Raw genomic sequence first — 20,302 nt, 5'->3', positions numbered from 1 at the left:
GAAACAAGAAGATGATTACGAAACAGGATAAAAACAAAGCGCGTGTAAGAAGACATCTGCGCGTTCGTAAGAAAATCACTGGAACAGCAGCACGTCCTCGTCTGAACGTGTTCCGTTCTTCCAAACATATCTATGCTCAATTGATCGATGACGTGGCAGGTGTAACCCTGGCTGCAGCTTCGACATTGGACAAAGAACTGAGCGGCGAAATTAAAAACGGCGGCAGCGTTGAATCCGCACGTAAAGTCGGAGAACTGGTTGCTAAGCGTGCTAAAGAAAAAGGTGTTTCCGGGATTGTATTTGATCGTGGAGGTTACCTGTATCATGGCCGTATTCAAGCGCTGGCAGAAGCTGCGCGTGAAGCAGGACTTGAGTTTTAAGACATTTTTCAAAAGGAGGTTAACGACTTGCGTGTAGATCCTAACACTTTGGAACTGACTGAACGAGTTGTAAATATTAATCGTGTTGCTAAAGTTGTAAAAGGCGGACGTCGTTTCAGTTTCAGCGCATTGGTTGTTGTCGGCGACGGCAATGGCTGGGTTGGCGCTGGAATTGGTAAAGCTGGCGAAGTACCTGATGCGATCCGCAAAGGTATTGAAGATGCCAAGAAAAATCTGATTCATGTTCCGCTCGTAGGAACAACTGTCCCTCACCAGATCACAGGTAAGTTTGGAGCAGGCCGTGTGCTGTTGAAACCTGCATCCGAAGGTACCGGCGTTATCGCCGGCGGTCCGGTTCGTGCCGTACTGGAACTGGCTGGCGTAGGTGATATCTTGACAAAATCTCTGGGTTCTTCGAATTCCATGAACATGGTCAATGCGACTTTGGAAGGTTTGTCCCGCTTGAAGCGCGCTGAAGACGTTGCGAAATTGCGTGGTAAAACTGTCGAAGAGCTGCGCGGCTAAGGAGGAAATGACATGAGCAAACTGCAAATTACTCTCGTTCGTTCATTGATCGGCCGTCCTGGTACACAGAGAACGACTGTAAACACACTTGGTCTGCGCAAGATCAACCAGACAGTGGTTCACAACGACAATCCTGCAATCCGCGGGATGATCAATCAAGTTAGCCACCTGGTTTCTGTTAAAGAAATCGAGGCTTAAGTTATAGATTTCCAACAAAAACAAGGAGGTGCAACGAACGATGAAGTTACATGAGCTTTCGTCCGCTCCAGGCTCCCGCAAAGAACGCAAACGCGTTGGTCGCGGTACTAGTAGCGGTACAGGTAAAACATCAGGTCGCGGTCACAAAGGTCAAAACGCTCGTTCCGGCGGTGGTGTGCGTCCGGGCTTCGAAGGTGGTCAGAACCCACTGTATCGTCGCTTGCCTAAGCGCGGTTTCGTAAATCCAACCCGTAAAGAGTATGCGGTTGTGAACATCGAAGATCTGAATAGTTTTGCAGAAGGTACAGAAGTGACTCCGGAATTCCTGATGGAAAACGGTATTGTGAAAAACGCTAAATCCGGCATCAAAATTCTGGGTAACGGCGAAGTCACTGTAAAACTGACTGTTAAAGCGAACAAGTTCTCTCAATCTGCGGTGGAGAAAATTGAAGCTGCCGGCGGTAAAACCGAGGTGATCTAATGTTCAAAACCCTGAAGAATATATGGCGGGTTGAGGATCTTCGCACTCGCATCCTGTTCACACTGTTGGTTCTGATTGTGTTCCGTATCGGTTCCTTCGTTCCCGTTCCGGGAGTAAATAAGGATGTCTTTACGGCAACCGATCAGGCAGGAAGCGATTTGTTCGGTCTTCTTAACACCTTCTCCGGGGGTGCATTGTATCAGTTCTCGATCTTTGCCCTCGGTATTGTGCCGTATATCACGGCGTCCATTATCGTGCAACTTCTTTCAATGGACGTTATTCCGAAACTGGCGGAATGGGCTAAACAAGGGGAGCATGGCAAAAAGAAGTTGGCACAGATAACCCGTTATGGTACGGTAATACTGGCTCTGATTCAGGCATTCGGTACTTCGATCGGCTTTAACCGTCTGTATAACGCAGAAATGATTCCAGGGGCAACCATTGCGGATTATATTCTGATTGCGATTGTACTGACAGCCGGTACTACGTTTCTTATGTGGCTTGGTGAGCAGATCACCGAGAAGGGAATCGGAAACGGTATTTCCATTATCATCTTTGCGGGCATCGCTGCCGGCATTCCGAGACATATCCGGACGATCATTGAGTCCCAGTTTATTCAGGCGGATCAGCTCTTCCTGAACATTCTGAAAGCTATAATAATAGCTTTGGTCATTCTTCTGGTCGTTGTCGGGGTCATCTTCATCCAGCAAGGGATCCGGAAAATTCCGGTGCAGTATGCGAAACGGGTAGTCGGCAACAAAATGTACGGCGGCCAAAACACGCATATTCCGATGAAAATCAATGCAGCGGGCGTTATTCCGGTCATCTTTGCGGTGTCATTGCTGCAATTCCCGATCATTATTGCAAGTTTCTGGGCAGACAAGGTTTGGGCTCAGTGGGTAACCACCCATTTGTACTATGACAAGCCGCTCGGAATGGTGCTGTATGTTGTGATGATTATCGGCTTTACTTTCTTCTATACATTTGTACAGATGAATCCGCAGCAAATGGCAGACAACATGAAGAAGAACGGCGGCTATATTCCGGGCATCCGTCCGGGGAAAGCAACGGAGACCTACCTGACTCGCGTCATGTCGCGTCTGACGATGACAGGAGCATTGTTCCTGGCTGTCATTTCCGTGTTGCCGGTATTCTTGGGGGCACTTTCGGGCCTGCCTCGTTCGGTGCAAATCGGCGGTACTTCACTGCTCATCATCATAGGTGTGGCATTGGATACCATGAAGCAGATCGAAAGCCAGTTGATTAAACGCCATTACAAAGGCTTCATCAATAAATAGGCGATAGGTTCCGGGACAGGTAATTTACTTGTCAACGGCACCTATTGTGCTGTTTCTTGTGTAGGGGTCGTCTTGAGGGAGTGACAGATTGTGAACATTCTTATCATGGGCCCTCCCGGGGCTGGAAAAGGAACACAAGCGGATGTCATCGTGAATGAGTTCGGCATCCCTCACATTTCAACCGGAGACGCTTTTCGTCTGGCGATGAAGCAGGGGACTCCGATCGGATTGAAAGCGAAGGAGTACATTGAACGCGGCGAACTCGTTCCGGATGATGTTACGATTGGCATTGTTGAAGAAAGGCTCCAACAGGCAGACTGCAAGAAGGGTTTCTTGCTGGACGGATTTCCAAGAACCCTGGCTCAGGCTGAAGCGTTGGATGGAATTCTTGGACGGCTGGGCACCAAACTCGATCATGTCGTTGATTTGAAAGTAGACCGTGACCGTTTGATGGCGCGGATTACCGGACGGCGCATTTGCAAAACCTGCGGAGCGACCTATCACCTGATATTCAATCCGCCCAAGGTTGAAGGCATTTGCGATAAAGACGGCGGCGAGCTGTACCAGCGCTCCGACGACAACGAAGAGAGCGTAGGCAAACGGCTTGACGAGTACAGTAACAAAACAGCACCACTCCTCACGTTTTATGAGAACAAAGGTCTTCTGCGTCAAATAGACGGGGAGCAGGATATCGATGCAGTTTCCAAAGATATCGTATCCTTGCTGCGGGGTTAACTGTAATGATCATTTGCAAGTCCGAAACGGAATTGAGCTTTATGAGGGAAGCCGGGCGCATCGTGGCGGAATGTCATCGCCTCCTGGCCGAACATATTGAGCCTGGTATTACTACAGGAGAACTCGATCATATAGCTGATCAGTACATTCGCAGTCAAGGAGCTGTGCCGTCTTTTAAAGGTTATAATGGTTTTCCTGCTAGTATTTGCGCTTCAGTCAACGAACAACTGGTTCACGGATTTCCTGGAAGCCGCATTTTAAACGAAGGTGATATCGTGACGTTTGACATTGGCGCGCAGTATCGGGGGTACCATGGGGATTCCGCCTGGACGTATCCGGTCGGCAGCATCTCACCAGATGCAAGACGGCTGTTGGATGTGACCGAGGGGGCCCTGATGGCGGGACTGGCATTTGTCAAACCGGACGTTCGCTTGTTTACTATATCGCATGCGATACAGAAATATATTGAGGATGCTGGTTTTTCGGTAGTGAGGGAATATGTCGGACACGGTATAGGAGCCAAGCTGCATGAGGAACCGCAGATTCCAAACTACGGGATTCCTGATAGGGGACCGGGACTGAAACCCGGCATGGTGCTGGCGATCGAACCGATGGTTAACGCGGGAGCCCGCCATGTAAGGACGTTGGAAGACAACTGGACGGTCGTGACGGTGGACGGGTCATTGTGCGCCCATTTCGAGCATACAGTGGCAGTAACCCCGGACGGCATGGAAATTTTCACTACACTGAATTCGTAGGTGATATTGATGGTAGATCAAGGCAGCCTGCAGATTGGTCAGCTTGTGAAAATCCTGAAAGGCAGAGATGCCGGCCAGGCAGCGGTCGTCGTTTCCATTGCGGACAGCAGGTTTGTATATATTGCGGACGGGGACAAAAGGAAGTTTGACCAGGCCAAGAAGAAGAATATTCTTCATCTGGAGCCCCAGCCGGTGATTAGCAGCGAGGTAGTAAACAGTTTAAATGAAAGCGGCCGGGTTACAAACGGCAAGTTGCGTTTTGCAGTGAACCGTTTTCTGGAATCTGCCCAATTTCACGCTGAAGAGAAAGGAGACTAATTTTGGCCAAGGAAGATGTCATTGAAGTGGAAGGTACGGTGATTGAGCCGCTTCCGAACGCTACGTTCAAAGTGGAGCTCGAGAACGGTCACCAGATTCTTGCTCACGTATCCGGAAAGCTGCGTATGCATTTTATCCGCATTCTGACAGGCGACAAAGTGGTCGTACAGTTATCGCCTTACGATCTGACCAAGGGTCGTATAACTTACCGTAAATAAATCGTGTCTGATCTCCTATGAGATCAGGTCTATCTGAATCAACAGGTTATGTTCCGCAAAACTCTTTAAGAAGACTTACGATACGAGCTTTTCCAGTGGTAAAGCTTGGAGGAGGGAATGAACATGAAGGTAAGACCTTCTGTAAAACCCATTTGCGAAAAATGCAAAGTCATTCGCCGCAAAGGGAATGTAATGGTTATTTGCGAAAATCCGAAGCACAAACAAAAACAAGGTTAATAGAAGGGGGTGTAGCGTAAAATGGCTCGTATAGCTGGTGTGGATTTGCCACGTGACAAACGCGTTGAGATCGCCTTGACTTACATTTTCGGAATCGGTAAAACGACTTCCCAAAAAGTTCTGAAGGAAACAGGCATCAATCCGGACACTCGTGTTCGTGACTTGACGGAAGATGAAGTGAGCAAATTACGTGAAACGATCGACAAAGCGGTTAAAGTAGAAGGTGACCTGCGTCGTGAAATTTCCTTGAATATTAAACGTCTGACTGAGATCGGCTGCTACCGCGGTATTCGTCATCGTCGTGGTCTGCCTGTTCGCGGTCAACGTACAAAAACGAATGCCCGTACACGTAAAGGACCTCGTCGTACTGTAGCAAATAAAAAGAAATAAGAAAGGAGGATAACATTCAATGGCTAAACCGAAAAAAGTCGTACGTACAAAACGTCGTGACCGTAAAAATATCGAATCCGGCGTGGCACACATCCGTTCCACGTTTAACAACACCATCGTTACTATCACGGATCCACACGGTAACGCAATCTCTTGGGCCAGCTCCGGCGGTCTGGGATTCCGCGGTTCCCGTAAATCCACTCCATTCGCAGCGCAAATGGCTGCTGAAACAGCTGCCAAAGCCGCAATGGAGCACGGCATGAAAACTGTTGAAGTTATGGTTAAAGGACCAGGCGCAGGCCGTGAAGCAGCTATCCGTTCTCTGCAAGCTGCAGGTCTGGAAGTTAACCTGATTAAAGACGTGACTCCGGTACCTCATAACGGATGCCGTCCTCCAAAACGCCGTCGTGTCTAATGAGATTTTCCCTCAGCGTGTAGTATAAAACCGGCGCATTCTGCCAAGAATGGTTGTTTAGGCATACTGCATGGTAAAGTTTGGATAAGGTGAATGTTTCATTATAGGAGCGACGTTTTGAAGGAGGGATATTGCAGTGATTGAAATCGAAAAGCCGAAAATTGAGACGGTTGACGTCAATGATAATGGCACCTACGGGAAATTCGTGGTAGAACCTTTGGAACGCGGATATGGTACGACGCTGGGCAACTCGCTTCGCCGTATCTTACTTTCCTCCCTGCCGGGTGCGGCAGTCACATCAGTACAAATTGATGGGGTTTTACACGAATTTGCAACGGTTCCTGGCGTAATGGAAGACGTAACGGAGATCATTCTTAACCTGAAAGCTTTGTCGCTCAAGATCCACTCCGATGAAGAGAAAGTACTCGAAATCGACGCGGAAGGCGAAGGAGCCGTAACGGCAGGAGATATCCGTGCGGACAGCGATGTTGAAATCCTGAATCCGGATCTTCATATCGCTACGCTTGGACCAGGTTCGAGACTTCACATGCGTATTTTCGCCAATCGCGGACGCGGCTATGTTAAGCAAGATCGTAACAAGCGTGAGGATCAGCCTATTGGCGTAATCCCCGTCGACTCCATCTACACTCCGATTTCCCGCGTAAACTACGGTGTGGAAAATACGCGTGTAGGCCAAGTGACCAACTATGACAAGCTGACACTGGAAGTATGGACCGACGGAAGCATTCGGCCTGAAGAGGCTGTCAGTCTTGGGGCTAAAATCCTGACTGAGCATTTGATGCTGTTTGTTGGTTTGACCGACGAAGCCAAAGATGCTGAGATCATGGTTGAAAAAGAGGAAGACAAGAAAGAAAAAGTTCTGGAAATGACGATCGAAGAGCTGGATCTCTCCGTCCGTTCCTATAACTGCCTCAAGCGCGCTGGTATCAATACAGTACAGGAGCTTACGACGAAATCGGAAGAAGATATGATGAAGGTCCGCAACCTGGGCCGCAAATCTTTGGAAGAGGTTCAAGAGAAGCTCGAGGAACTTGGTTTAGGACTCCGTACGGAAGAGTAATACAGCAACGTTTGTAAGAAGGAGGGGAAAAACATGGCATATCAAAAACTGGGCCGTAACTCCAGCGCCCGTAAAGCTTTGTTCCGTGACATGGTAACTGATCTGTTCTTGTACGAGCGTATCCAAACCACGGAAGCGAAAGCAAAAGAAGTTCGTTCTATCGCTGAGAAACTGATCACCAAAGCAAAACAGGGAGATCTGCATGCACGCCGTCAGGTAGCTGCATACGTTCGCCGTGAAACTTTGGATGGTGAGCAGGACGCAATTCAAAAACTGTTTAGCGAACTGGCTACTCGTTATGCCGAGCGTCCAGGCGGATACACTCGTATCCTGAAGCTGGGACCTCGTCGTGGCGACGCCGCTCCGATGGTTTACCTGGAACTGGTTGACCGCGCGTAAGCAGGTATGGATGAGGAAAGGGTGGGCAGAGTCGGTTGATTCTGAGCAGCCCTTTTTTTCCTGTTGGAGAAGCTCTATGTAGGGGCTTCTCCTTTTATGTGTTTTCGATCCCCCTAAATCCCCCTTAGCGTGCTTATGCTTCCGAAGTAGTTTTCCAAAGGAAAACTTGTAGGGGACCCCAGCGGGGTCTGCGACCCCCTGGACCCCCGCAAACTTGGCGGAGAGAGGGAATTAGGTGGAGATACACGGCATTTGATGTAGGATTGGCTCTCTACAGGATCACTCCCCCTATGGGGCAGTGATCCTGTAGAGCCTTCCATGCGAGCGGGGCGGAGCGATTGATCCCGAATCTGGATCAACGCTCCGCCGGGCAGCGAAGCGGCTGGCCTGCTTCGGGCCAGCGCTTCGCTGGAGGTGAAACGACTGGCTTACTTCGAGCCAGCGTTTCACAATTGAGGGAACGGCCGATCCTCCACATCGGATCAGCGTTCCTCGGAACTTGATAATTTGAATGCTAAGGTGTGTTAGGAGCATGCGGAACATATGCATGAGAGTGAACTATGACGGAACCCATTACCATGGCTTTCAGACTCAGCCGGGTGGCAATACGATTCAGGATCATATCGAGAATGCGATATTTTCCCTGACAGGGGAGAGGGTCAAGATTACGGCCTCAGGCCGCACGGATGCGGGAGTGCATGCCTACGGCCAGGTGTTCAATTTTAAGACCGAATCGCGCATCCCGGTCCACCGCTGGTGTCTGGCGCTGAACGCGTGGCTGCCGGAGGATATTATTCTCACGGATGCGAAAGAGGTTCCGCTGTCGTTTCATGCGCGCCACATGGCCAAACGGAAGACATACCGTTACAGCATTAACCCCAACCGTTTTCCGGATATTTTTCATCGTCGAACGCAGTTTCATCATCCAACGCGTCTGGATATCGAGGCCATGCGCAGGGCGCTGCAGCTGATGGTCGGTACCTATGACTATACTTCGTTTGCGTCCACACAGTCGCAGAAGCTCAATCATGTCAGAACTGTATATGAGGCACATATAGAAGTTGATCATTCTTTTTCCCGTCCCGGATCGGACGATCAGGGGATTATCCATATTTATGTGACCGGGGGCGGCTTTCTGCAGCATATGGTTCGAATTATGGTTGGGACACTGATGGATGTAGGAGAAGGAAAGAAGACACCTGAGGATATTCCGGGGATTTTGGCTGCCAAAAACCGTACCAAAGCGGGGCCAACGGCGGTTGCTCACGGGCTGATGCTGTGGAATGTGGAATATGATGAAAACGTCCAAAAAACTTAAGTTTTTGCTTGCGGAATGCATATAAATCATGTAATATATAAGTTGTGTTTTCTTAATGGCTTTCCCACAGCCCCAGTTAAGATTTACACCTTATAGCAATATCCATCCATCACAAAAGCAACAACTTAATGAACGAAGATAAATGAGCTTTTTGAAAAAAAAAGATAAATTTCATATTTATGTGAGCGATCTGAAGGAGGAAACTTTCCATGCGTACTACGTATATGGCTAAGCCAAGTGAAGTTGAGCGCAAATGGCACATTATTGATGCTGAAGGCAAAACGCTTGGCCGTCTGGCTAGCGAAGCGGCTGCGTTGATCCGCGGCAAACATAAGCCTGAATTCACTCCACATGTGGACGGCGGCGATTTCGTTATTGTTATCAATGCGGAGAAAATCGTCCTGACAGGCAAGAAAATGGAGAACAAAAAATACTACCGTCACTCCCTGCATCCAGGCGGTCTGAAAGTTACAACCGCTCAAGATATGGTGAAAAACAAACCTGAACGTATGCTGGAGTTGGCTGTTCATGGCATGCTTCCTAAAACTCGCATGGGCGAGAAAATGAAGCTGAGACTGAAAGCTTACAGAGGCACTGAGCATCCACATGCAGCACAAAAACCTGAAGTTTACGAACTTCGCGGTTAATTAAAAGGAGGACAGTTTCATGGCACAAGTACAATACTATGGGACAGGTCGTCGTAAACATTCGGTAGCTCGTGTTCGTCTCGTACCGGGTGAAGGACGCATTGTCATTAACAAACGTGATATCAATGAATATTTTGGTGTGGAAACACTGAAAATGATCGTAAGACAACCACTGAACCTGACTGAAACAAACGGAAACTATGACGTGATCGTTATCGCTCATGGCGGCGGTATTTCTGGTCAAGCCGGAGCAATCCGTCACGGGATCTCCCGTGCTCTGCTGAAAGCAGACCCTGAGTTCCGTCCAGCTTTGAAAAAAGCAGGCTTCCTGACTCGTGACCCACGGATGAAAGAACGTAAAAAATACGGTCTCAAAGCCGCTCGTCGCGCTCCTCAGTTCTCGAAACGTTAATATTCCTTGTCTATCAAGGATCACCAAGCCCTTGGCCTTTATGGTCTGGGGCTTTTTTATGGTTAAAGAGTTAATTAGTTTTCAGCGTAGCTGAACGTCCGTTCACTTATACCTTTGAGTCGTTTTACACCTTCATAAACTACATCAGCAAGGAGATCAGCAGCGGGAGGGTTGCCAGCGATATAACCGCGCTTAGAATGAAGGCTGACGCTGTCTCGGCCTCCAGGCTGTCGAAGCGGACGGCAATCATGGCAGCTACAGCGGAGCCGGGAAAGGACACAAGCAGGACCGCCTTAACGGTATCTGCGGCTGATAACCCGCACAGGTATGCAATAAGCATCATAAGCAAGGGCTGTACGATCGTTTTGAGAGCAGCAATCGTGAAGGCGGTGAGGCTGAAACTGATCCGTTTCAATCCAATGGTGACACCGACAGCGAACAGAGCGGCACCGGAAGTGATATCTCCAATCTGATTAAGTGAGCTGGTAACCAGCTGCGGGCTTTTGAAACCGAAGAGAACTAGGATAACTCCAATCAATGGAACACAGGCCAAAGGCTCCTTAAGGCCATGCAGAATGGAGCTGGAGGTTACCTTCCAGAGGTCTTCGTGTTCTTTGGCAGACGTCCTGCTGCCTACTGTCCCGATAATCGTAGCGAGAGGGTCCAGAATCGCATTTACAATAATGCCTGTTAAGGCGATAGGGATGGATACTGCAGAGGCGCCAAACAGGGCACCAAGTACAGGAATTCCCATGAAAGCGAAAGTGGGTTGGGCTGAATTGACGGAGAACATGGAGGCTTCGGTCAGAGAATGTTTGAACAGAAGGCGGCTGACCAGAAGTACTGCAATGTAAAAGATAATGATTCCGATAAAAAGCGCCAGCAGAAATGGCCATTCCTGGATCAAGGTGGATCTGGGAGTGGTGGTAATCCCGACAAACAAGTGTGCGGGCAGCGCAAATTTAGTGACAAGTGTATTAAGTCCCTTGGACGTGGTTTCATTAAATTTTTTAAAGTGACCGGCAAGGAAACCCAAAATAATTACAAAAAATATAGGGATCAGAATCAAAAAAATGTGTCCCACACTCATGCTCATGAGGAAATACCCGCTTTCTGTTATTGTGGTCAAAATAAAAAGAACTCCCTGCGAGTTCAAAACAAGAAGCTCTGAACGTTCGCAGGAAGCTGTGCTTTTGGGCTTTACATCTTTTATAAAGAACAAAAAGTCATACGGGAACTGGCATAGCTGCTTTAACCCGGCGATAGGCAGGTTCCCAAATTAAACCTTCAATTGCCTCGCGGATACTGTCCGGGTGAGTGCGGGCGACGTTATCACTGATTGCAGCCTGGGCTACGGCCTCTGCTACAGCAAGCGACACTTCCCGCAGTTGGCTGATATTAGGCAGCAGGGCTGCCCCGGGCTTGGACAGATCCACCATACGGGCAACAGCTTCCGCTGCCGCCGTAAACATTCCTCCTGTAATCACGCTGGCCTTAACGACGATCGCACCCAGACCCAGGCCAGGGAATACGAACGCATTGTTCGATTGGCCGATTTCATAAGTTGTTCCGTTATAAGCTACAGGCTCAAAGGGGCTTCCTGTGGCGATCAGCGCTTTCCCGTCCGTCCAGCGGATCAGATCCTCCGGAATGGCCTCAGCAAGTGCCGTAGGATTGGACATGGGCATAATGATCGGGCGCTCGACATGCTTGGCCATTTCTCTGACCACTTCCTCGGAAAAGGCGCCGGCAGAACCGGACGTTCCGATCAGTATTGTCGGTTTCACCTGACGGATCACTTCAAGCAGTGTTATTGTTCCATCGCTGCTGCTTTTCCATTCACGGATTTCAGAGTTTTTCCGGACATAGGGCTTTTGGAATGCGAGCACATTTTCCGTTTCATCCGTTAATAAACCGCGATAGTCGTAGGCCCAGAAGCGGCTCAAGGCTTCCTGCTCCGACAGTCCGCTGCGCATCATGGCGTCACGAATCTGATCGGCATTGCCTATACCGGCTGCCCCGGGACCGAAGACAACGATTCGCTGCTCGGACAGAGGAACCCGGGTTATTTTAAGGGCAGACATTACCGCGGCGAGTGTCACGGCTCCTGTTCCTTGAATATCATCATTAAATGTAAGGATCTGATTTCCGTACTTTTCAATAATGCTGCGGGCATTCACATTGCCAAGGTCTTCCCAGTGAAGCAGTGCGTCCGGATACAGCTCACAGGCTTTTTGGACGAACGTATCGATGAATTGGTCATATCGCTCTCCGCGCACCCGGTGATGGCGGTTGCCAATATACAGAGGATCGGCAAGCAGCCGCTCATTATTCGTTCCTACATCCAGCACCACCGGAAGAACCCGTCCAGGATGAATCCCTGCAGCGGCGGTATATACGGCCAGCTTGCCAATAGCGATATTAATGCCCCCGACTCCCCAGTCTCCTATGCCGAGTATGCTCTCGGAATCCGTAACGACGATCAGATCCACATCTTCAGCACTTAGACCAGTATTGCGGAAGGCCTCTTCAATACCTTGGGGGTTATCGATGGATAAATAGACGCCACCAGGCCGGTGATATTCATGGCTGTATTCCTGGATGGCCTGTCCTACCGTTGGTGTATATACAACAGGCAGCATTTCGCTCAGATGATCCGTCAGCAGCCTGTAATACAATACGACATTTCGGTTGTACAGATCATTCAACGAAGCGTTGCGGCGCAGCATGGTGGGTTGAGCAAGAAACTGCTTGTAGGCGCGATCCGCCTGTTCATCAAGCGTCAGCACCGTAGGGGGCAAAATGCCCTCAAGCCCCAGTTCACGCCGTTCTTCATGCGAAAAAGCGACCCCTTTATTCAGCAGGGGATTGGCCAGCACGTCCTTGCCTTTTAACGGGGTAGAAAGAGAACCATCTTCGTTAACATAAAAAGCTTCCACTCCAAAACCTTCTTTCTTTTGCTCCATAACAGTAATTGAACTGCCTTTACGGCTGAAATGCGTTCCTATTCTAAAAAATCGCCTAACAAAGGTCAAATGAATAAAATTCCATCTCCTTCGGAATTTACAGCCGATTTTTCTGAAAAACCTTGATATATTCACGTTTTTTCGGTCAGGAAATCATTGTAATCAACCTTTTTTATCTTCATGATAAAAACCCTGTATTGATACGCTAAATATCTGTTCGGGCATTATTTTTACTTTTTTCCACATTGACATTTAGATAGAAAGTTTTATACTGAATTTATAATTCTTATTTGTTTAGTAGGGATTGAAAAGGAGGCGTTTCCAACATGAACTTATTGGAGAAGGAACAATTGATTCAAGTGAAAGCGGAAGAGCTTGAGCATGCCGGGCCGGAAGATGTGATTCGTTACGCCGTTGAGACCTTTCCGAATATCACCTTTGCCTGCAGCTTCGGAGCAGAGGATGTCGTGCTGGTCGATATGCTGCAAAAGATAAGCCCCTCCACGGATATATTTTATTTAGATACAGATTTTCATTTCAAGGAAACCTACGAGACACGCGATCGGATGATGGATAAATATCAAATGGAATTTGTGCGGGTATCTCCAAAGCTGACCCCTCAGGAGCAGGCGGCAGAGCATGGTGAGGAGCTGTGGAAGTCTGATCCTAATGCCTGCTGTAATATCCGCAAGGTTGAACCGTTGACACGTATACTGTCCCAATATGAAGCATGGATTACGGGTATTCGCCGCGATCAGGCCCCTACCCGCGCCAATGCGAAAAAAATCGAATATGACGTAAAATTCGGCCTCGTTAAATTTAATCCGCTTGCTGACTGGACTTCTGAGGATGTATGGAACTATATCCGGGACAACAATGTCATTTATAACCCTCTGCATGACCAGAACTATCCGAGTATTGGATGCGAGCACTGCACACGCCCTGTTGCTCCCGGAGAGGATCCACGCGCAGGCCGTTGGTCCGGCTCCGACAAAACCGAATGCGGACTTCATAAATAATTCGTAGAAGGAGAGATATCATATGACCGCTATACTTCCGCATGGGGGAACCCTGATTAACCGTTTAGCAGAGGGGGAAGAACGGGAAGCTCTTCTGCAAAAGGCAAAACAGCTTCCAGCGATCCGCGTTAACACCTGGACGATCTCCGATTTGGACCTTATAGGGGTAGGGGCTTTTTCTCCTCTGACCGGGTTTATGAATGAGCAGGATTATCATTCCGTTGTGGAGCGGATGCGTCTTGCAGACGGCACAGTATGGAGCATCCCCATTACACTTGCAGTGGATGAATCCACTGCCTCGACACTCACTGTCGGCGAGCAGGCCGCGCTGATTGGAGAAGGGGACGGGATCATCTACGGAATTTTGGACGTAACCAGCCTGTACCAGGCCGATCAGGGCGAAGAAGCAAGACGTGTCTTTAAAACCGATGATCCCGAGCATCCCGGAGTAAAGAAGCTGTTTGAGCGCCCCTCTACTTACGTAGGCGGACCTGTGTACGTATTGAACAGACCACAGCCTGCCAAATTCGGCGAGTTTTATTTCGATCCTGCCGACACCCGCCGTCATTTCGCCGAGCAGGGCTGGAAGACCGTTGTAGGCTTTCAGACACGCAATCCTGTCCATCGTGCACATGAGTATATTCAGAAGAGTGCCTTGGAAATCGTGGATGCGCTGTTCCTGAATCCGCTCGTTGGTGAGACGAAGTCGGACGACGTACCCGCTGATGTGCGCATGAAGAGTTACTTGGTTCTGCTGGAGCATTATTATCCTGCCAATCGTACCTTCCTGGGCGTGTTCCCGGCAGCGATGCGTTATGCAGGCCCACGTGAGGCGATTTTCCATGCGATGGTTCGTAAAAACTACGGCTGCACCCATTTTATTGTTGGACGGGACCATGCCGGGGTAGGAGATTATTACGGAACCTATGAGGCTCAGGAAATTTTCAGCAACTTTACGGCCGAGGAGCTGGGCATTACACCATTGTTCTTCGAACACAGCTTTTTCTGCAAAAGATGCGGGAATATGGCTTCCAGCAAAACATGCCCGCATCCGAAAGAAGATCATTTGACATTGTCAGGCACGAAGGTCCGTGGATTGCTGCGTGACGGCGTCTGCCCGCCGCCGGAATTTACGAGACCGGAGGTAGCGCAAATTCTTATTGAAGGCATGTCTCAACAAATTGGCTCTTGATGTACTATTTGTCCGCCTTGTCCCATATAGATCAATAGTATCTGTATGGGAACGGAGGCGTTTTTTTATGCTCAAATACCGAAAGCGCAACATCACTTTATGGATTCGCTACCGTACGTTGAGAAGATGGCTGCTTGGTTTATGCCTGATGTTTCTTTTCGCAGCGGTGACCGTATCAGATATCCCTGCGTCAACCACCTGGACTTATTGGAGCCTGCCGCTGGCCGGGAAGGTCATTGTGCTGGATGCAGGCCATGGCGGTCCGGATGGAGGAGCTGTAAGCAAGGAAGGGGTCATCGAAAAGGATATCAATCTAGCGATCACACTCTACCTTCGCGATTATCTGCAGCAGGCCGGAGCTGTGGTCAAGCTGACCCGTGAGGACGACCGGGATCTTGCGGATGAGTCCACCCAGGGATATTCCAGGCGGAAAACCGAGGATCTTAAGCGGCGTGTGCGCCTCATTGAGGAATATAATGCAGACCTCTTTCTCAGCGTCCATATGAACAGCGTTCCATCAAGCAGGTGGAGTGGGGCTCAAACCTTTTATTACCCGAGCCATGCGGACAACGCTTCACTGGCGGCCCTGATACAGGATGAGATCCGCCGAAATATGGAGAATACGGACCGGGTTGCCAAGACTGTAGACACCGTTTATCTGCTGCAGGCACTCAAGATGCCTTCAGCCCTCGTGGAGATCGGTTTCCTGTCGCATCCCCAGGAAGCGCGGCTGCTGGCCGATGAGGCGTACCAGCGTCAAATATCCGCAGCGGTCTATAAAGGGATTCTGCGTTATATCTCGGGTGAGCGCGTCACTACGCCAGCAGGCATGTAGCGGGGGATAATGCTATAATAAGGTCAGCAGGCAGAAGTGCATTTCAATTATTCGAAGCAGGGGTGAACTCGTTAATGCTGGCTAGAGAACAGGTCTTGGAGGCGCTTCATCGTATACAGGAGCCGGGCAGCGGCACAAATTTGACGGAATTGGAGTTTATTCGAGATATTGTCGTACGTGACAATCAGGTTTCCTTAACCGTCGTATTGGTAACAGACAATGGAGAGGTCAGAACAAAGCTGGACCATGAGATCAGGGAAGCTCTGGGCCATGCCGGGGTTTCGAATATTCATATACGGTTTCGGGAGGCGTCGGAGCGTGAACGGGCGGCGCTGGGCGAAGAGAAGGGGGAGCAGAGCGATCCTGTTCTTACGAAAGGGCACGCGGCCGGCATGGAGGGACATGAGCTGCTTGATCCGCAATCAGGCGTCCGCTTCATTGCAATTGCCAGCGGCAAAGGCGGTGTGGGCAAATCCACGGTAACCGTCAATCTTGCTGCAGCATTGGCCCGTAACGGTAAACGTGTGGCCATTATCGACGCGGATATCTACGGATTCAGTGTTCCTGACATGATGGGCATTGAAGAGTATCCGGTTGTAGAGGATGGTGTTATCCAGCCAGTCGAACGTTTTGGTGTCAAAGTGATGTCCATGGGTTTCTTTGTCAGAGAGAATAACCCGGTCATCTGGCGCGGTCCGATGCTGGGACGGATGCTGCGTCAGTTTTTCAGTGATGTGAACTGGGGGCGTCCTGAATACATGCTGCTTGATTTGCCGCCCGGAACCGGTGATATTGCCCTGGACGTTCATCAGATGATTCCACACAGCAAGGAAATTATCGTTACAACCCCGCACGCTACCGCTGCTTATGTCGCTGCCCGTGCCGGTGCCATGGCTGTGCAGACGGATCATGAGGTGCTGGGCGTTGTGGAGAATATGTCCTATTACCAGTCACGGACAGGGGAAAAGGACTACGTGTTCGGCAGGGGAGGGGGAGCGCTGCTGGCAGAGACACTGCGCGTTCCTCTTCTTGCCCAAATCCCGCTGGGAGCTCCGGATAATCATCCTTCCGAGCCTGATTTTTCACCATCCGTCTATAAGGCGGATACCGAGCATGGACAGCTGTATGACCAGATCGCGAAGCATGTGATCGGGCTTGAGGGCAGCTGAATCACTCTGCAAAATAAAGATAAGGACAGAACCGGCATGAATGTCGGGCTGTCCTTTTTAAGCATTATCCGCCTTGTTCCCCGCCCTGGCCTGAGCTTTCTCCACCTTGACCTTGTTTTCCGCCACCGCCGCCTCCACCTTTTTTCTTTTCCTTTGGCTGCAGCTCCTCATGAACTACGTTTTTCAGAAGACTCATAACTTCAAGCCTGAACAGAGGATTTTGCATCGCTTCCTGCATGATGGTCATGGTTTGCTTGCGGTATTCGGGGGTTTTGGTCATATCAAGCATCATGGTGCTGACTTCAGGCGACCTAAGCATTTCCCGCACCGATTTCTGATAAGTCGGATCCTTGATTAACTGCATGTGCAGCTCTTTGTTCTGCTTGTTTATGGCTTTAGCGAATTCCCCCGCAAATGCCGGATCCGTCATAATTTTCTCAAATTCCTTCTGGTATTCGGGCGAAGTCAATGTATCCTTGACCGCTGTTTTGAGATCACCGGAGGCTGATGAAGACATCAGCATTTTCATGCCCATCGTACCGCCCGATCCTCCGCCAGATGAGGCACCGCTTCCGCTGGTCATGGCTTCCTCGACCGCTTTTTTTCCTTCATCACTTTTGAGAATATCTACAACCATGGTTTTCATTTCCTTATAGCTGGGCTGTGGAGGAGATGAATAATTTTGCTCAGATCCGCAGCCCGACAGTACGGCTCCGATGCAAAGTATTGCGCATATCAGTCGATAGTGCGGCCATTTCATGGACCTTGCCCTCCTTATAAAGTGACTGTGCATAGTATGCGGTCGCCGGGACTGAATTATGTTGCAGCCTTTTTGGAATTTTGATGGGATGGCAGTAAAATAAGTCTGTACAAACGAAAAACAAACAGCCGACTGTAGTCGGCTGCCGGATGGCTTAATATGGAGCTTACAACCCTGCGGCGTCTTCAATGGCCTGCTGCAGCATCGCTTGGTCCCTGACTTCTTTTCCTTGTTGTGTGCCTTGCTGCAGCAGCTCAGATACGGTTACGAATTCGTAGCCCTGCTCACGCAATTTGTCGATGATGACGGGGAGGGCCTCATGAGTCTGCTGAGAGGAATCGCTGGCATGAAGGAGAACGATGTCCCCCGGATGAGCTCTGGATACAACACGGTCAATGATTTTCTGAGTGCCGGGGTTTTTCCAGTCCAGGGAATCGGTATCCCATTGAATGGTTGTATAGCCTAACTCGGTTGCGATCTGCAGCACTCTTTTATCAAAATCCCCATTGGGCAGACGAATGAGTTTGGGTTCTTTCCCGGTCAGGTCGGTTAACATCGTATGGGCTGTCGTAATTTGGCTGCGTATTTCCTCATCGCTGAGGCTTGTATAGTTTTCGTGCTTGTGTCCATGGCTCCCGATTTCATACCCGCTGTCCACAATTTGCTTTACAAGCTCCGGATGGGTTTTGCTCCAGGGGGAGGATAAGAAAAAGGTTGCTTTCTGCAGCTTCTTCTCCTTCAAGACCTCCAGAATAGGGGCTGTTCGTTTATCACCCCAGCTAATATCGAAGGTCAGGGCAATGACCTTTTTCTCAGTCGGCACACTGTATACAGCTGCAGGGGCTTCCTCCGAAAAGACACTGATATTGCTGCGTTCTACATATACGATGCCGATGGCAAAAACAGCAGCTGCGAAACCGATAAGAAACCGTTTGATCTTTTTGCCGTTTAATACATAAAAGAAAGAATTCATGCACTTTGGTCCCCTTTCCCGGAGAGTAGCTTGTTTACTTTACACTATGCATGGCCATGTTTTTTATGATTATAGAGTTCATAAGTTTTCAGTGGAGCTGAACAACTCTATAATCTCAAGAAAAACTTCCGCTGAGTGCGGTCTGTCTTCTCCGAGTATACGTCGATAAACGTTTTTCTTATGATTATAGAATTTAACTAGGAGGGATTCATTTTGGGTTTCGGAGCATTTTTGAAAATCTTGAATTCGATGAAGGGAGTTTTGCTGTTCACTGTTTTGCTGTTTTGCGCAAGCATAGCCTTGGGCTGGATCAGTACGGGAGTCATTGAGCAGATGCTCAAACAGCAGATAGAAGGGCTGGGACAGGTTGCGGGAAGGCTGCAGGAATCAGGCAATGCGCAGCTTAGTTTTTTCATCTTTATTTTTTTCAATAACGCAATTAAGTGTGTGCTGGTTATGTTTATGGGGGCGGCGTTCGGGATCATTCCGGTCATTTTTATAGTAATGAACGGCATGGTCATCGGTTTCCTGGTTCACTGGGTGGCTGCAAACTCGGCGGCTAATCTGTATGAGTTGATTGTCAAAGGGCTGCTGCCGCATGGTATCATCGAGCTCCCGGTTTTATTGATCGCCTGTGCGTACGGTTTAAAGTTTGGCGGGATGGTCATGTCATCGATCCGCAGGGGAGTCAACATGGAAAGCAGCAGAGTGAAGCCTGCAAAGTCCTGGCCGGTCTTCATGAAGCAGACATGGAATGTTGCGCTTTGGGTTGTCATTCTCCTGTTTATCGCAGCCATCATAGAAAGCACTGTATCTTACAGCTTGATGAGAGGCTGAAAAAGCGATAGGGCGTGAAATTTAAACGGAATTCGTTTGAACTTTATTAAAATCCGTTTAAAAAACAGTAAACGTTGGAACAACTATACAGACAAAAACCATTCATGCAATAGATTGAAGGCGGAGGGCGTTACGGCATATAACCGATTTCACTATAGGATACTTAATAATATAACGAGCAAGGGAGCATGATCGTAATGATGGGTATGCTGTTTAACGAAAAAGAGTGTAAGGAACTGGACTACGTCCTTCGTCGGGAGCTGGACGAAATGCTGATGGATTTGAGTGATAAACGTCTGGATCAGGATATTCGCAATGCAATAGTTTTACGGTACAAGACTGTGTTTCGGATGTATGCACGGTTCGCGGCTCCGAAAGAGCTATCGAAATATGCTATCAGGGGCAAGATATCAGAGTAGATACAAATTTCCGTTGACTTCCGCCGACATTCTATGATAAATTGATTTTCGTTCTTTGAATGGCTGTGACAAAACAAAAAAAACTTTTTAAAAAAGTTCTTGCCAAAGCGAAGGATAAATGATATATTATAAAAGTCGCCGCTGAGATGCGGTGATGATGAAAAATAAGTGTTTGATCTTTGAAAACTGAACAACGAGTGAGTAGGTTTTACATCGTAAAACCCAACCGCGAAGTCATTTGGTTTGTGTCTATGACAGAATAAATGACGGAGCGAATATTGAGATATGATATCTCGTCAGATTCAAATGAGCTTAATCGCTC

The 20,302-nt window shown here is 48.9% G+C and carries 27 protein-coding genes; 23 read left to right on the top strand and 4 right to left on the bottom strand.

What is annotated here, in order from left to right:
* The first annotated feature begins 11 nt into the window (after positions 1 to 11).
* From rplR to rpsI, 17 genes are all read left to right on the top strand, one after another.
* Positions 12 to 380: a 50S ribosomal protein L18 gene (gene rplR, locus ACE5KN_RS29105; RefSeq protein WP_375528041.1), complete on the top strand. Its 369-nt coding sequence runs from the start codon at positions 12 to 14 to the stop codon at positions 378 to 380.
* Between the two features lie 27 nt (positions 381 to 407).
* A complete protein-coding gene (rpsE, locus tag ACE5KN_RS29100) occupies positions 408 to 905 on the top strand; it encodes a 30S ribosomal protein S5 (protein ID WP_375357252.1) in 498 nt (165 codons plus the stop codon).
* Between the two features lie 12 nt (positions 906 to 917).
* Positions 918 to 1,103, top strand: coding sequence for a 50S ribosomal protein L30 (gene rpmD, locus ACE5KN_RS29095; protein WP_375357253.1), 186 nt, complete (start codon positions 918 to 920; stop codon positions 1,101 to 1,103).
* A gap of 40 nt (positions 1,104 to 1,143) precedes the next feature.
* Positions 1,144 to 1,584: a 50S ribosomal protein L15 gene (gene rplO, locus ACE5KN_RS29090; RefSeq protein ID WP_375528042.1), complete on the top strand. Its 441-nt coding sequence runs from the start codon at positions 1,144 to 1,146 to the stop codon at positions 1,582 to 1,584.
* The gene (secY, locus tag ACE5KN_RS29085; RefSeq protein WP_375528043.1) at positions 1,584 to 2,882 is read left to right on the top strand and encodes a preprotein translocase subunit SecY; all 1,299 of its coding nucleotides are present in this window, start codon (positions 1,584 to 1,586) and stop codon (positions 2,880 to 2,882) included. The genes rplO and secY overlap by 1 nt, the downstream gene beginning before the upstream one ends.
* 90 nt (positions 2,883 to 2,972) lie before the next feature.
* The gene (locus ACE5KN_RS29080; RefSeq protein WP_375528044.1) at positions 2,973 to 3,617 is read left to right on the top strand and encodes an adenylate kinase; all 645 of its coding nucleotides are present in this window, start codon (positions 2,973 to 2,975) and stop codon (positions 3,615 to 3,617) included.
* Between the two features lie 5 nt (positions 3,618 to 3,622).
* Positions 3,623 to 4,375: a type I methionyl aminopeptidase gene (gene map, locus ACE5KN_RS29075; protein ID WP_375528045.1), complete on the top strand. Its 753-nt coding sequence runs from the start codon at positions 3,623 to 3,625 to the stop codon at positions 4,373 to 4,375.
* Between the two features lie 9 nt (positions 4,376 to 4,384).
* Positions 4,385 to 4,693 carry a hypothetical protein gene (locus ACE5KN_RS29070; RefSeq protein WP_375528056.1) on the top strand — a complete coding sequence of 103 codons (309 nt, stop codon included), beginning with the start codon at positions 4,385 to 4,387 and terminating at the stop codon, positions 4,691 to 4,693.
* Positions 4,694 to 4,695: 2 nt separating this feature from the next.
* Positions 4,696 to 4,911: a translation initiation factor IF-1 gene (gene infA, locus ACE5KN_RS29065; RefSeq protein WP_006212898.1), complete on the top strand. Its 216-nt coding sequence runs from the start codon at positions 4,696 to 4,698 to the stop codon at positions 4,909 to 4,911.
* A 123-nt stretch (positions 4,912 to 5,034) separates the two neighbouring features.
* Positions 5,035 to 5,148, top strand: a complete 114-nt coding sequence (rpmJ, locus tag ACE5KN_RS29060) for a 50S ribosomal protein L36 (protein WP_003333770.1) — start codon at positions 5,035 to 5,037, stop codon at positions 5,146 to 5,148.
* A 21-nt stretch (positions 5,149 to 5,169) separates the two neighbouring features.
* Positions 5,170 to 5,538: a 30S ribosomal protein S13 gene (gene rpsM, locus ACE5KN_RS29055; protein WP_355325481.1), complete on the top strand. Its 369-nt coding sequence runs from the start codon at positions 5,170 to 5,172 to the stop codon at positions 5,536 to 5,538.
* A gap of 19 nt (positions 5,539 to 5,557) precedes the next feature.
* Entirely contained in the window at positions 5,558 to 5,953 is a 396-nt protein-coding gene (rpsK, locus tag ACE5KN_RS29050; protein WP_076315711.1) for a 30S ribosomal protein S11, read from the top strand.
* A 136-nt stretch (positions 5,954 to 6,089) separates the two neighbouring features.
* Positions 6,090 to 7,034 carry a DNA-directed RNA polymerase subunit alpha gene (locus tag ACE5KN_RS29045; protein WP_305753563.1) on the top strand — a complete coding sequence of 315 codons (945 nt, stop codon included), beginning with the start codon at positions 6,090 to 6,092 and terminating at the stop codon, positions 7,032 to 7,034.
* A gap of 33 nt (positions 7,035 to 7,067) precedes the next feature.
* The gene (gene rplQ / locus ACE5KN_RS29040; protein ID WP_305753562.1) at positions 7,068 to 7,433 is read left to right on the top strand and encodes a 50S ribosomal protein L17; all 366 of its coding nucleotides are present in this window, start codon (positions 7,068 to 7,070) and stop codon (positions 7,431 to 7,433) included.
* Between the two features lie 532 nt (positions 7,434 to 7,965).
* Complete coding sequence (truA, locus tag ACE5KN_RS29035; RefSeq protein WP_375528046.1) at positions 7,966 to 8,751, top strand: tRNA pseudouridine(38-40) synthase TruA; 786 nt, start codon at positions 7,966 to 7,968, stop codon at positions 8,749 to 8,751.
* 209 nt (positions 8,752 to 8,960) lie between these two features.
* Complete coding sequence (gene rplM, locus ACE5KN_RS29030; RefSeq protein ID WP_375528047.1) at positions 8,961 to 9,398, top strand: 50S ribosomal protein L13; 438 nt, start codon at positions 8,961 to 8,963, stop codon at positions 9,396 to 9,398.
* 19 nt (positions 9,399 to 9,417) lie between these two features.
* Positions 9,418 to 9,810 carry a 30S ribosomal protein S9 gene (gene rpsI / locus ACE5KN_RS29025; RefSeq protein WP_355325467.1) on the top strand — a complete coding sequence of 131 codons (393 nt, stop codon included), beginning with the start codon at positions 9,418 to 9,420 and terminating at the stop codon, positions 9,808 to 9,810.
* A 139-nt stretch (positions 9,811 to 9,949) separates the two neighbouring features.
* Here rpsI and ACE5KN_RS29020 read toward each other — a convergent pair whose 3' ends face one another.
* Together ACE5KN_RS29020 and ACE5KN_RS29015 are read right to left on the bottom strand one after the other, a co-directional pair.
* The gene (locus ACE5KN_RS29020; RefSeq protein WP_375528057.1) at positions 9,950 to 10,900 is read right to left on the bottom strand and encodes an AEC family transporter; all 951 of its coding nucleotides are present in this window, start codon (positions 10,898 to 10,900) and stop codon (positions 9,950 to 9,952) included.
* 136 nt (positions 10,901 to 11,036) lie between these two features.
* Entirely contained in the window at positions 11,037 to 12,749 is a 1,713-nt protein-coding gene (locus ACE5KN_RS29015; protein WP_375528058.1) for an NAD-dependent malic enzyme, read from the bottom strand.
* A gap of 353 nt (positions 12,750 to 13,102) precedes the next feature.
* On the opposite strand from ACE5KN_RS29015, the gene ACE5KN_RS29010 reads away from it, so the two are divergent.
* The 4 genes from ACE5KN_RS29010 (at position 13,103) to salA (ending at position 16,991) form a co-directional block, all read left to right on the top strand.
* The gene (locus ACE5KN_RS29010; RefSeq protein ID WP_375528048.1) at positions 13,103 to 13,795 is read left to right on the top strand and encodes a phosphoadenylyl-sulfate reductase; all 693 of its coding nucleotides are present in this window, start codon (positions 13,103 to 13,105) and stop codon (positions 13,793 to 13,795) included.
* A gap of 22 nt (positions 13,796 to 13,817) precedes the next feature.
* Entirely contained in the window at positions 13,818 to 14,987 is a 1,170-nt protein-coding gene (gene sat, locus ACE5KN_RS29005; RefSeq protein WP_375528049.1) for a sulfate adenylyltransferase, read from the top strand.
* Between the two features lie 67 nt (positions 14,988 to 15,054).
* The gene (gene cwlD / locus ACE5KN_RS29000) at positions 15,055 to 15,822 is read left to right on the top strand and encodes an N-acetylmuramoyl-L-alanine amidase CwlD (RefSeq protein WP_375528050.1); all 768 of its coding nucleotides are present in this window, start codon (positions 15,055 to 15,057) and stop codon (positions 15,820 to 15,822) included.
* 74 nt (positions 15,823 to 15,896) lie between these two features.
* The gene (salA, locus tag ACE5KN_RS28995) at positions 15,897 to 16,991 is read left to right on the top strand and encodes an iron-sulfur carrier protein/transcriptional regulator SalA (RefSeq protein WP_375528051.1); all 1,095 of its coding nucleotides are present in this window, start codon (positions 15,897 to 15,899) and stop codon (positions 16,989 to 16,991) included.
* Between the two features lie 64 nt (positions 16,992 to 17,055).
* On the opposite strand, the gene gerD is transcribed toward salA, so the two are convergent.
* Both gerD and pdaB read right to left on the bottom strand, forming a co-directional pair.
* Complete coding sequence (gene gerD, locus ACE5KN_RS28990) at positions 17,056 to 17,751, bottom strand: spore germination lipoprotein GerD (protein ID WP_375528052.1); 696 nt, start codon at positions 17,749 to 17,751, stop codon at positions 17,056 to 17,058.
* 166 nt (positions 17,752 to 17,917) lie between these two features.
* Positions 17,918 to 18,724, bottom strand: coding sequence for a polysaccharide deacetylase family sporulation protein PdaB (gene pdaB / locus ACE5KN_RS28985; RefSeq protein ID WP_375528053.1), 807 nt, complete (start codon positions 18,722 to 18,724; stop codon positions 17,918 to 17,920).
* Positions 18,725 to 18,937: 213 nt separating this feature from the next.
* Between pdaB and ACE5KN_RS28980 the strand changes: the two genes are divergently transcribed.
* Positions 18,938 to 19,561, top strand: coding sequence for a stage II sporulation protein M (locus ACE5KN_RS28980; RefSeq protein ID WP_375528054.1), 624 nt, complete (start codon positions 18,938 to 18,940; stop codon positions 19,559 to 19,561).
* Between the two features lie 197 nt (positions 19,562 to 19,758).
* On the top strand, positions 19,759 to 19,980 hold the full coding sequence (locus ACE5KN_RS28975; protein ID WP_375528055.1) for a hypothetical protein: 222 nt from the start codon (positions 19,759 to 19,761) through the stop codon (positions 19,978 to 19,980).
* The last annotated feature ends 322 nt before the right edge of the window (positions 19,981 to 20,302 follow it).

The organism is Paenibacillus terreus, assembly GCF_042138595.1.
Classification (GTDB): domain Bacteria; phylum Bacillota; class Bacilli; order Paenibacillales; family Paenibacillaceae; genus Paenibacillus; species Paenibacillus terreus.
The sequence above is the reverse complement of the archived record's forward strand: the minus strand, read 5'-3'. Positions and strand labels throughout refer to the sequence as shown.